The 12,410-nt window shown below is 69.8% G+C and carries 5 protein-coding genes and 3 pseudogenes; 5 read left to right on the forward strand and 3 right to left on the reverse strand.

Annotation, left to right across the window (positions count from 1 at the left end; genetic code table 11):
- Positions 1-219: 219 nt before the first annotated feature.
- Positions 220-977: pseudogene (locus E5082_RS24655) on the reverse strand (MerR family transcriptional regulator).
- A gap of 121 nt (positions 978-1,098) precedes the next feature.
- On the opposite strand from E5082_RS24655, the pseudogene E5082_RS33050 reads away from it, so the two are divergent.
- The 3 genes and pseudogenes from E5082_RS33050 to E5082_RS24670 all read left to right on the forward strand — a co-directional run.
- A pseudogene (locus tag E5082_RS33050) lies at positions 1,099-1,188 on the forward strand (hydrophobic protein); the annotation flags it as partial.
- Between the two features lie 997 nt (positions 1,189-2,185).
- Positions 2,186-3,469: an MFS transporter gene (locus E5082_RS24665; protein WP_135793445.1), complete on the forward strand. Its 1,284-nt coding sequence runs from the start codon at positions 2,186-2,188 to the stop codon at positions 3,467-3,469.
- A 594-nt stretch (positions 3,470-4,063) separates the two neighbouring features.
- Entirely contained in the window at positions 4,064-4,615 is a 552-nt protein-coding gene (locus E5082_RS24670) for a hypothetical protein (RefSeq protein ID WP_135793446.1), read from the forward strand.
- A 366-nt stretch (positions 4,616-4,981) separates the two neighbouring features.
- Here E5082_RS24670 and E5082_RS24675 read toward each other — a convergent pair whose 3' ends face one another.
- On the reverse strand, positions 4,982-6,565 hold the full coding sequence (locus E5082_RS24675) for a serine/threonine protein kinase (RefSeq protein ID WP_135793447.1): 1,584 nt from the start codon (positions 6,563-6,565) through the stop codon (positions 4,982-4,984).
- Between the two features lie 257 nt (positions 6,566-6,822).
- On the opposite strand from E5082_RS24675, the pseudogene E5082_RS24680 reads away from it, so the two are divergent.
- Together E5082_RS24680 and E5082_RS24685 are read left to right on the forward strand one after the other, a co-directional pair.
- Positions 6,823-6,990: pseudogene (locus E5082_RS24680) on the forward strand (threonine/serine dehydratase); the annotation flags it as partial.
- A 731-nt stretch (positions 6,991-7,721) separates the two neighbouring features.
- On the forward strand, positions 7,722-10,922 hold the full coding sequence (locus tag E5082_RS24685; protein WP_167514128.1) for an RHS repeat-associated core domain-containing protein: 3,201 nt from the start codon (positions 7,722-7,724) through the stop codon (positions 10,920-10,922).
- Between the two features lie 594 nt (positions 10,923-11,516).
- On the opposite strand, the gene E5082_RS24695 is transcribed toward E5082_RS24685, so the two are convergent.
- Positions 11,517-12,386: a DMT family transporter gene (locus E5082_RS24695; protein WP_135793449.1), complete on the reverse strand. Its 870-nt coding sequence runs from the start codon at positions 12,384-12,386 to the stop codon at positions 11,517-11,519.
- Between the last annotated feature and the right edge of the window lie 24 nt (positions 12,387-12,410).

Here is a 12,410-nt window from a genome sequence, read left to right on the forward strand (position 1 = left end):
CAGTGTCCCCGGGCCTCATTTATTGCCTGCAGGGACGATCGTTCGGCTGAAGCCCTGCAGAGCCTTTCGCCGCGTAGGCGACCGCCCTTCACGATCACGACCCTTTCGCGGCAGTCCCGGCCGGCATGCCGGCCGGGACTGCCGCTTTTTCGGTGCAGGCTGCGGAGCGCCGTGCCCGGCCCGCAGTGAACGCACGCCGGGACCCGTTGCTGTGTGTGTTCAGCTCAGCCGGGTGGTGGCGTAAACCTCGATGGCATCGCGCTGGTACGCAGCCAGACCCGGGGCGATCGCTTCGTACGCGGCGCGCCAGGCGTCGTTGTCCACGCAGGAGCGACCCATGGCCCGGTACTCGTCGACGGTCACGGTGCGGAGCGCGGTCAGGGTCCGGTACTGGGCGTCGATCTCGGACTGCACCGGCTCGGCGTCGACACGGTGTCCAGCGGCCATGAGCTCGGCCAGCCGGACCATCTGTGCCGTGCGCTCGCGCTGCCCGGCCTCGACGTCGTGCGGCTCATCCCGGCGACCCGGCGGGCCACCGCCTGGGCGTGCTCGGGGAAGTCGCGCAGGGTCTCCTGGTACTGGGCAGGCGTCACGCCCTCGAACAGGTTCTCCGGTCGGTTGATGGTCATGGCTCTGCCGTCCTTCCTGGACTGTTCCAGTTCGGCGATCGTGCGCGAGACGGTGCCGGCCAGGGCGTCGAGGCGGTCGCGTTCGGCGAGCAGCCGCCGGTGGTGGCCGCGCAGGGCTTCCAACTCGTCGACCTGTTCGGCCAGGATCCGGCCGATCTCGGGCAGCCCCAGGCCCAGGGCCCGAAGGACGAGGATCTGCTGCAGCCGCAGCAGCTGGAGCTCCCTGTAGTAGCGGTGGCCGTTGGTTCCGATCCGGGCGGGCGGGAGCAGGCCGATCTCGTCGTAGTGCCGCAGGGTTCGGGCGGTCACGCCGGACATCCGTGCGACCTCCGCGATCGGCCAGTCCATCACCGTCTCCCTCGCACATGTGTCGCCGGGCCGGTCTCTCCGGCCCTGTCCAGGACGGTAGAAGCTGCCGCAACGGCAACTGCAACCCCGAGACCGATGCTCCTCGCAGTCGAATGGCACGGCCTACACCGTGCTCGTCGTATGTCTGCTGGGCTTCGTCGTCCGCGCCGCGGACCTCGGCGGCCGCAAGGGTCGCTGGTACCGCTGGTAGACGACAGAACACACACCAGGCGCGAGGAACGCGCCACACGCGAGGTGATGGGGTCCGGCCGAATACGGCCGGGCCCCACTCGCGTAAGGGACCCGCCTGTACGAGCAGTTGGGAGGGATCGGGCGTATCGGACGCACCGCAGGGTAGGTGAGTCATGCACCGGCCCCGCAGGCCCAGCAGTGGAACCCTGCTCCTCCTGTCTGCGGGGCCGCTGCACACGTCTGTCGCCCGCGCGCGCGGGAGCCGGACATGCCCCGGCGTGCCGACCGGGCGTCCCCTCCTCCTCGCGAAGCCTCCGCCCGCCCCCCGCTACCTCGGAGATGCGGACGCCTCGGCGACTCAGGCGGCGCACCAGCCAATGGGTCGTCCGGGAGCTGCGCGGCACCGCCCGTCGACCCCCGACGGCCCAGCGCGGGCGCAGAGACATGCCGACTGCCGGCCGCCATGGTGGCCGTCGAACGTGTGCAAAGCGGCGCACACTGCCCGGCGACGTCGCCGCCACCGGCCCGGCCGGCGCCTGGCGCACCCATCGCTCCCCGCGCCTGGTCGTGCGCTCTTAGCGCTAGCGGCCGTCCCGTGGTCGCGCGGTCTGACGGTGCTGACCGGCCGGTGGGTGGGTCACCACTATGACTTGGCCGCCCGTTGGGAGGCTTGCGCACCCAGCATGCGACCACATGTGAAGTAGGGGATTCCGGTTCAGTGGTGATCTTGTGAAGGTGTTCCGCCACCCGTAACGCGCACATCCCGGAAGGCGCTGAACACAGTGACTCCTGACGGATCACGCTGCTTGCATTCCAAGGGAGTTGCGGGCGATGCCAAGACAGGTGCGGGCTCGTTTACGCCCCCCAGGTGGGGGCCCGCCCGTGTTGACCTCGCAGCGCACCGTTATGCCGTGCCCATGGTTGGGGGGACTGTGACGTCGACGCTCTCCTCAGCGTGAGCAGCGGACGACGCCCCAGCCGTCCGTCCACGCCCGCCCAGTGAAAGCCCCCACGCCTTGACCGTCCCCTCGCACGAGGCCCAGCCGGCCGGCCGGCACGCTGCCGTCCCCACAGGCAGCCTGTTCCGGCAGATCTACGCACCACGCGTCTGCGATGGCCTCGCCTACTCCATGTCGACCTACGCCATGCCTCTCGTCGTGCTGGCCACCACCGGCTCCGCGTCTCTGACGGGCCTGGCCTTCGCACTGGAGTGGATACCTCGGGTGGCCGCGTTCGGCTTCGCGGGCGCCCTGGTGGACCGCAGTGGCGCGGCGATCGTGTCCTTCCTCGCCTCGTTCGCCCGCGCCCTGCTGGTGGCGGGCGCCGCTGCCGCACTGATCGCACTGCCGCCGGGTACGGTCGAGACCGTCACCGTCATGGCACTGGCCGCCGTGACGGGGGCGCTGACACAGTTCAGCTTCATCGCCAACGAGGCGGTCGGCGCCATCGTCAGCCGCCGCACCGACAGGCAGGCCCACAAGGTGCAGTCGGTGCTGATCGGCATCGACCAGACAGCCACCGTCATCGGCCCGGCTCTGGGCGGCCTTCTGCTGCTCACCGGCCCGACTCTCATGCTGGCGTGCCTGAGCGTGCTGTCTTTCGTGTCCGCCGCACTCGCGCTGCAGACACCGCCCACCCCTCTGCGTGCCGCACGTCACGGTGGACCGGCGCCGGGCGGCGGCCTGCGGGAAGGGTGGCAGACCCTGCGCTCGCTGCCGTCCCTGCGACGGCTGGTGGCCGGGCTGGCCTGCTCCAACCTCATGCTCGGACTGCTGCAATCGGCCAGCCCCGTCCTCGTGGAGGACCGCTTTGGCCGCTCCCCGGCCGCCGCCGGCGCGCTCTGGTCCATCGCCGCTGTTCTCACCTTGGCCGTGGTCGCCTGCTGCCGGGCGGGCCTTGACCGGCTCGGCCTGTGGGGGATCGGTGTCATCAGCGCATCCGTCGCGGCTGCCGCCTGCCTTGCCGTGCCGCAGGCCCTCTCCTACCCCGGCTACGTGACCCTCGTGGCCCTCTTCATGGCCGCCGACGGAGGACTTACCGTCGTCCTGCGCACCCTGCGTTCACAGGTCATCCCACCTGCGGCCTTCGGCACGACCCTGTCCCTGACCGTCCTGTTCCTGCTGCTGCCCTTCCCCGTCGCGGGCGTGTTGCTCGCCCTCACTCCGCCGCCGTACCTGGACGGGCTCATCGGGGCGTGCGCCGTGGTGCAGGCGCTCGCTCTGCTCGTCACCTTCCTACGCCTGCGCCACGACCCGATTCTTCGAGCCAGGACATCGCCGGCCCGCCACGAGGCCGCCTGACCCGGCCATTTATCGGGCTGGGCTTGGGCGGCTCGGTCCGGCCGGAGGACCTACAGAGGCATCTGCACGAGTCACCCAGCGGGCGTATGCGGATTCGCATGGCCAGTGAGGCATTCATCGAGGCCGTCACCCTCCCGCATGCAGGAACCGCTGGGCGACGGACAGCGGACGTCCTGCGGCACCGAAGACGGCGCCGCACACCGCAAACCCGCCCGCCGACCCACAGATCCGCACAGCCGCCGGACGGCCGCCCGCGGCGCACCTGCCCGATCTCCTGCCGGTCTGTGCGGCCCGTCGGCGGGCCCCGGCGCGGCCCTGCCTAGCACGGCTCAGTTCATCGGGTCCGCAGCGACGCGCCGTAATCACGGGAGTGAGGAGGCATCAGAATGTCACCCGGAAAGCCTAATAGTATGTCAATCAGCTTTTTGACTACCTTATTTGATGTCTCGTCAGTTCATGGCAAATAACCCGAGAATACCCTGTTCGGAGCTGCGTCCCCAACTTCCGATATGCCGGTCATGTCGGCTGTAGGTAGGTTCATCCACGAGCCGGTCCGACGGGCCGGCGCCCCTCAGTGCGACAGGAGATCGTGAGATGAAGCTTCGTACGACCGTGATCACCACTGCTGTGTCGGCTGCCGCGGCTTTGGCCGCGACCGGTATCACGTACGCCTCGGCCGCTTCCGCTTCGGCGCCCCAGGAGGCCCCGGCCGCCGTTGCCGCCGTTGCCGCCGCAACCGGCGGCAGTGGGCAGGGCGGGAACAGCAAGGGCAACGAGGGCAACAACAGCAAGGGCAACGAGGGGAACGAGGGCAAGGGCAACGACCGGGACGACGACGACAACGAGGGCAAGGGCGACTACAAGGGCCGCATCCAGATCAACGAGCGGTCCTACTCCGCCCACCCCGGTGACTGCATCACCGTGGTCAGCGGCCTGGGCGCGAAGAGCCTGAACATCCGCAACGAAACCCGCAAGGGTGTCGAGGTCTTCCGCGGGGCCGTCTGCGACAACGGCGCTCCCATCGCCACCGTCGGCCCGCACAGCTCCAGCTACGGCGTGAAGCCGGGCTGCGTCGAGGGCCTCGACATCGACAAGGGTGTGGTGGCCAGCTTCCGGGTGGTCAAGCGTCACCACGACGACTACTAGGCCGTAGCCGAGCCCATACTGTGAAGCCCCGGCCCGCCGGAATCGGGCCGGGGTCTCAGTTTGACCCACGCGCGTGGCGGTCACCTCCACCCCGCCCCGCCCGTGCCGGATGCCGGGTGCGCGGCATCCGGTGCCCGCGCGGCCTTCCCGCGCCTTCACAGCCAGCCCCACCTGCGGCTTTATGCCCGTCGGTGTGGGTTCTCAGTCCGCCCCCCGGATGTGTGCCCTGCGCTTTCCCGGTCCGCAAACGGGTGAGGAGTCAGTTCATCCGGCTTCCGCCCCGCACACGGCGCGCGGCCCCTGAGAGCGCAGCCACGGAAAGCAATGGTCGCAGGCGACCCACCGGAAGCAGCCGAACATGGCGGATCAGCGCAGCCCTGGCCGGAACGTCGTGAGGAACACCTCCAGTGCCTTGCGGTTCACCGCCGCGCCGAAGTCGGCGGCCGGGGTCGTCCACCGCAGGGAGAAGCTGCGCCGCCCACCGAGGAGCAAGCCGCGGCCGAAGGTGCGCACCCGGTCCTCACCCGTCCCGGAGAGCCAGTCCATGTCGGCGGCTCTGCGTCCCTGGTACGTCGTCGCCCGGATCTCACCGACCCGCCGGTACCCGCCCGTCCGCTTCAGGCCGGGCTCGACCTCGTCCCGCCACACGGCGACCGGGTCCGGCCCGACGCGCTCGCTGTAGGTGACCGCGAGGGAGCGCGCGTCACCGCTCGCGCCGAACGTCACGCGGTAGGCCGGACCCGGCACCCGCGTGGTGCGCAGCCGCGACCAGTCCGCGGGAAGGGCGACGGAGAACCCCTCCGGGGCCCGGTACAGGTGGTAGCCGGACGGCAGAGCCGGCGGCGTGGCGGTCGCGGACGGCCGCGACGGACCGCCCCCAGCGCTCCCGCCCGGCGGTGAGGCGGTGACGGAGGCGGGAGGCCGGTTCGCCGTGCCGGCGGCGGAGGAGCCCCCGGAGCCGGTGCCGGGCAGCCGGTGCGTCGCGGCCAGGACGGCGAGACCGATGGTGACGACGGCCATGGCCGTGCCCGCGGCCAGGGTGCGCCGGCTCCAGGACCGGCCCGCGTGCCGGGCCGCGGTGCAGACGCCGCGCAACCGGGGCCTTGGCGGCGCCGCGCCGACCGTGCCGGGATCCTCCCTGAGGGCGCGGGCGAGCGCGTCACGGACCACGGGGGCGGAGAGCCGCTCCCGCGCGTCCTTGCGGAGCAGACCCTGCACGGCCTGGGCGAGCGGCCCGGCCCGCAGCGGGTTGCGTAACGGCAGCCGGTCCACGCTCCTCAGCGTGGCCTCGAAGAGGCCCCGGTCGCGGAACGGTGGGCGGCCCTCGACCATCGTGTACAGGACCGCGCCGAGCGCCCACAGATCGGTCGCCGGGCCGACACGCTCGTCCCGGGCCTGCTCCGGGGAGGCGTACGACGGTGCGGTGAGCCGCGGCGCCAGGGTCGCGCCCACCAAGCCGTAACCGGCCACCACGACACCGCCCTCCGCGCGCAGGAACACCTGGCCGGGGCTGAACTCGCCGTGGGTGATGCCCTCGGCGTGCGCGGCTTCCAGTACGTCGAGCAGTTCCAGCCCGATGCGGGCGGTGCGTACGTACGAGAACACGCCCTTCTTGGTGATGAGTTCGCCCAGCGGCGTGCCGTCGATCCACTCGGTGACCGTCCACAGCGTGCCGGCCTCGGTGACCGCGTCGACGACCGTGGCGACCCGGCCCGGCCGCAGCAGGCCCATGGTCTCCGACCTCCGCAGGACGCGAGCGGTGATGCGGCGGGCGGTGTCCTCGTCGGTACCTTCCGGGAGACCGACCTGCGTCAGCAGACGGGGGCGCTCCGCCTCGACGTCCTCGCCGTACCAGCAGACGCAGTTCGTCTCGCTGTGGACGACCTCGAGGATCCGGTAGCGCCCGGCGATCAACCCGTGTGCGGAGACGTGCGCCTTGCCCATGGTCATCCCTCGCTGAAGCCCTGTCTCTCACCTTTCCCTCTGGTACGGGGGTAGCGGGGGAGTGCGTTCAAAGAATGTGCGACCAGACGTCCGTTCCTGCCTTTTATTTCGACCGCGGTGAGCAAGTGTGCGAAAAAGTTCAGACGCACGGTGCTGGTAAGGGCTTCCCGTCGCGCCGAAGGTTCGCCGGCCCCCGCCGACGGTGGCCTCCCCTACCGGGAGGTCCACGGAAAACGACCTGTGACGTCCGGGCGCGGGGGCCGGTGCGGCTGACCGATGGCACGGCCGAGGCCTTCGCGCCGGCGGCGCCGCTGGGGGACGAGGGGCGGGTCCACCCCTTTGACGACCCGGTCGTCGTCGCCGTTCAGGGCGCGGTCGCCCGGGAGCTCGCGCGCGACGCCGACGACCTCACCGGCGTCCTGGTCGGCGTCATCGCCCCCGCACACCACCAGTCAGCGCCATCCCCCGGCTCCGACCCGCTCCACTACCCGCCGGACGGCCGGCAGGAGACACCTGGCGGCGGGCTCAGGCTCCTGGGCGGAGCGATCCGGGCTGCGCTGAGGAGTCCGAGGCTCGGCTGAGCGATGGACTCCGCGTCCCGCCCCCTCTGCCCTGAGCCTCCCTCGGACGTCCTGTGACGGTGACGACCGGGGCCTCGCGCAAGGTGAGCCAGCAGCTGCTCGATCCCCGTACAACGAGTGCGCCTCGCCCTGTTCGTGAGGAGTGGACGATTGCTGCGGGGCAACATTCCGGCCGCATGCGATGGGCGGAATGACAGGAAGAACACTTCGCTTTCCTGGCGGGTCCGCGACGCTTCCGCTCGCAGGGGCCTGACCGGTCGTAAGGGGAGGGGCTGATTCCTGCCCGCGTGGAGGGGGACTTTGTGGGCAGCACCCGAATTCCTGTGCGGTTTCTGTGACAGGTTGTGGGTCGCCCGTGACCGCTGGGGTCGCCGTGGCTCATCTTCCTGTGGGGGGAAGTCGTGCATTCACGTGTCTTCGGCGCGCCCTTTTGGCGTGCCCGCAAGAGAGCAACACACCTCGCCGCCGCGGCGGTTGTCACTACGAGTGCACTCGCACTGTCACTCCTGCCCGCCGCCGGCGCGGCCGCGGACGCCAGCAAGCCGGTCTCGGTCTGGGGCAAGGGCGCGCCCCGGTTCACCATGCCGGAGGTGAAGGTCGGCTCCACCAAGCCGGTAGCCACACGACCGGAGCGGCAGCCCTCGAAGGGGCTGGTCGCCTGGCGCAAGGAGCAGAAGGAACACGCCGTCAAGACGACCCGGTCCGGCACCGCACCCCTCGCCGCCGCTGAGGAAGCGGGCATCTTGAGCATGGTGCCGGAGGGACAGGGGGACGTGCCCTGGCACCGCATCACCGACTTCGCGATCACGGACGCACTCACTGCGCGGATCGACTACTCGACCGGCAACCTGATGCTCACCGGGACCGACTTCGACATCGCCGGCGTCGGGCAGCGCCTCACGCTCGCGCGCACCTACAACTCCCTGGACGCCCCGTGGGGGAAGGTCTCGCAGCGGTGGTGGCAGCAGTACGAGCGCTACCTCTCCCTCGGCAGCAGCGAGGCGGTCTTCTACGACTCCAGCGGCGCCACCGTCCGGTTCACCAAGAACAGCGACGGCTCCTTCACCACACCGAAGGGCTACTCGCAGGAGCTGAAGAAGAACAGCGACGGCACGTACACGCTGACGAACTGGAAGTCCGGCTCGAAGGACGCCTACGACGCGAACGGGACCCTGACGAAGGTCACCGACCGCAACAAGGGCTCGATCACCGTCACCCAGCACGACGAGAGCGGCGAGCACAAGGGCTTCAAGCTGACCGAGACCCGCTCGGGCCGGTGGGTGGATCTCCTCAAGACGAATGCCTCGCAGTGGCAGGCCAAGGACCACACCGGTCGCACCGCCGTCTTCGACCTCGACCCGTCCGGGAACCTCTGGAAGACCACGGACACCGAAGGCAAGACGACCGTTTTCGGCTACGACTCCTCCGGACGCGTCTCGAAGATCACCACGCCCGAGGGGCGGGTCACGGTCTTCACCTACGACGACGCCAACCGGGTCACCTCCATGCTGCGAGCCACGGGACTGAACGGCTCCGGGCACACCGGTCCGACCTGGACGTACCTCTACGACACGACCTCACCGGCCGACGCGGGCACGACGAAGGTGACCGACCCCGAGACCCACGCCACCGGCTACAAGCACAACTCCGACGGTGAAGTCTCCGAAGTCACGGACGCCAAGGGCCGCAAGCGCTCCACGAAGTTCGACGTGAACCACAACATCGACAGCGCGACGGACGCGATGGGGTCGGGCAGCACGCCGGGCAACGTGACCGAGTACGGCTTCAATACCCGCAACAACCTCGAAACCGTGACGCTGCCCACGGGCGGCACGACGACCAACCACTGGCAGACCATCGCCGGCGGTGACGTCCCCACGGACTCCACCAACCCGGACGGCGAGAAGACGGACTTCGGCTACGACACGGTCGGCAACACCACGTCCGTGGCCCAGACCGGCACCGGCGGTGGCAGCGTCACCTACACGTACAACAAGTCGACCCCGACCTGCGGTGGCTTCGAGGGCCAGCGCTGCAAGCAGCAGACGAAGATGTCGTCGACGAAGACGGTCACCACCGACTTCCACTACGACGGCAAGGGCAACCTCGACACCGTCACCCCGCCCGCCCCACTGAACAGGACCACCTACACCTCGGACGATCTCGGCCGCACGAAGACCGTCACCGACGCCCGCGGCGTGACCGTCTCCTACACGTACGACAACCGTGACCGCATCCGCATCGTCGACACGACCAACAAGGCGCGCGTCGAGTACTGGTACGACGGCGACGGCAACCTCCGTCAGCGCAGCGACGGCACCGGCACGATCTCCTACGAGTTCGACCCGCTCCAGCGTGAGACGGTCCGCCACCTCCAGGACGGTTCGCAGACGTTGCTGGCCTACACGCCGGCGGGCAACGTCGACTACTACACGGACCCGTCCGGGACGATCGACTTCACCTGGAACGAGGTCAACAAGCTCCACCAGCTCAAGGACCAGCAGGGCAGGACCACGACCTACGGCTACAACAACAACGACGTCCGCATCACCACCACCTACCCCGGCGGCACGGTGCAGAAGGTCGACCCGGACAAGTCCAACCGCCCCAAGTCCATCAAGGCGACCTCGCCCCAGGGCACGCTGGTCGACCTCGCCTACACCTACGGCTACGGCGCCAACGCGGCCACGGACGGCAGCAAGATCCGCACCTCCACCGACAACGTCTCCGGACTGAAGCGCACGTACAGCTATGACAGCGCGGGACGCTTCTCCTACGCCAAGGAGGAGAAGAACGGCACGATCGCCGACTCCTGGCAGTACTGCTACGACCTCGCCGGCAACCTCACCTCCCAGGGCACCGACCCGGGCTGCCCGCGCGGCACCACGTACACGATCAACGACGCCCAGCAGATGACCGGCAAGTCCACCTCGACCGGCACCTGGTCCTACGACCAGATCGGCAACGAGACCGCCGCCGACTCGACGCCCGACTACACCCGCACCGGCGAGACGTGGACCGACCACTCCCAGCTGTCGGCGATCACGGTCAACGGCAAGACGTACGCGGGGCAGTACGGCTCGACCGACCAGAGCGAGCGCGTCAAGCTCGGCGACACCGTCTTCCACAACGGTCCGCTCGGCCTGTCCGCCAAGACCACCGCCGGCACGGACATGGGGTTCAACCGGGAACCCGGGGGCACGCTGAATTCCATGGCTACCGGGGGCAAGACGTACTTCTACCTCACCGACGCTCTCGGCTCGGTCGTCGCCCTGGCCGACATCGACGGCAACAAGGTCGACTCCTACACCTACAGCCCCCGCGGTGTCCGCATCCTGGCTCAGTCCACCGAACTGGTCGCTCAGCCGTACCGATTCGCCGGCAACTACCAGGACCCCACCGGGCTTTACCACCTTCAGGCCCGCTATTACGACGCCAACATCGGCCGCTTCACCCAGCCCGACCCCTCCGGCCAGGAACAGAATCCCTACCTCTACGCCGAAGGTGACCCCGTCAACCGTATCGACCCCGACGGCCTGCTCAGCCTGGGCGGCATCGGGGACGGACTCGGCATCGCGACCATCCTCTACGAAGGATTCACCGGCGGAACGGGAGCAGCCGAGAAGGCCACCGCGGGCATGATCGCGGACATCGGAATCACAGGCCTCTGCGAAGCTGGGGCCGCGGCGTTCACCGGACCGGGTGCCGTCCCCGCGCTGCCCTACTGCATGGCTATCGGCGCGGCTGCGGGCGGCTACATCGGTGCCACCTACAAAAGCTGACGGGTGAATCGCGGGTGCCGGCGCCGGCATTGCCCTGCGCCGGCACCCGGACCTATCGAACGGAGAGAATGAGATGATCAGGTCAGGAAGAGGGACTCAGATTCTGCTCTTCGGCACGCTGGCTCTCGTCTGCGGCGCACTTCTTCTGGCCATCTCTTCCCGCGGCCCGGCAGGAGCACTCGGATGGCTGCTCCTTGTGGGTGGTGCCCTTTGCCTGCCTGCGGGGCTGATCAGCAACAGGAAGGGGCAAGATTGATGGGGTCTCTTTCTGCCCCGCCGTTGCTGCAGGATGGACGATCAGCGCTCTTCTTCACCCTCGGATTCATCGTGCTGGTAGGGGCCGCTCTGTTCCTCTTCGGCAAGAGGAACAGGTGAGGTCCCTGTGACGCCGTAGCGCAATCGCCGCCGGCGCGGTCGCCCAGAGGTACTCGCACACCGGGACGCATGACGCGCCCGCAGCGTGGAGTTTCAGCAGTGCGTGCCTACCCCGGAGCCTGACCGTCACAGCACCTGGTCGTCCTGGCCCAGGGCCGGCCGTGCGGAAGGCTCCAGGGAGACTCGCAGGGCGTTCCCGCTCAGCGTTCGCGTGAGGGCTCAGTCGTCCGAGCCGGGCGGCGGCCGCTCGATGAGGTTCTGCACCGCCCGGCTCAGCACCAGCACACCGCCGACGATGAAGAGCGCCCCCAGCGCCTCCGGCACCAGCCACCAGCCGGTGCGGATGCGCTCGTGGAAGAGGAAGACGCCCAGGGCCAGGCTGACCACCGCGTCCCCGATGGTCAGCGCCGGCTGGGCGGCGGCCAGTGGACCCGCCTGGAGCGCGTTCTCCAGCAGCAGCACCGCCGCCGTGCCCGCCAGCGCGAACCCGTACGTCTGCCAGGCCGTCATGAACGCGAGGAACCCCTCGTCCGCGAACGTGCCCGTGGCCGACTTCAGCAGAGCCGCCGTCAGCGCGTTGGCGATCGCCGAGCCCGAGGCCAGCAGGGCGGCGCGACCGGTCGCCGGGCGCTCGTGCCGGGCCAGCAGCGTGACCACCACGACCGCCCCCACGCCCACCACCAGCGCCGGCACCCAGCGGGTGAGCGGCGCCTGGTTACCGGCCCCGTGCGGCGCGGCCGCCGCCAGCAGCACGGCCAGGCCCACCACCACCCCGCCGACCCCCCACCAGCCGTAGCGGGGGAGGTGCCGGTGCAGCAGCGGGCCGACGATCAGCAGCGCGAACGGCAGCTCCAGGATGAACAGCGGCTGCACCAGCGCCAGCGGCCCGTTGACCAGCGCCAGGCTCTGGAACACCGCGGCACCGATCACCCCGGCCATGCCCAGCACCCACGCCGGACGGCGCACCAGCTCCGCCAGAAGCTTCACGCCGCCGCGCTCGCTGGCGGAGGCCGCCTTGCGCTGGAACGCCGTACCCATGGCGTTGCTCGCGGCACCCGCGACGGCGAAGGCCGCGGCCAGTTCGATCACTGATTTCTCCCGCCTGCGTAAAGG

Source organism: Streptomyces griseoluteus (assembly GCF_004784465.1).
Classification (GTDB): Bacteria; Actinomycetota; Actinomycetes; order Streptomycetales; family Streptomycetaceae; genus Streptomyces; species Streptomyces griseoluteus.

Excerpts from the sequence above, each read along its gene's own strand:
- E5082_RS24670 (WP_135793446.1), top strand. The coding sequence starts at position 4,064 with ATGAAGCTTCGTACGACCGTGATCACCACTGCTGTGTCGGCTGCCGCG.
- E5082_RS24675 (WP_135793447.1), bottom strand. The coding sequence starts at position 6,565 with ATGACCATGGGCAAGGCGCACGTCTCCGCACACGGGTTGATCGCCGGG.
- E5082_RS24685 (WP_167514128.1), top strand. The coding sequence starts at position 7,722 with ATGCCGGAGGTGAAGGTCGGCTCCACCAAGCCGGTAGCCACACGACCG.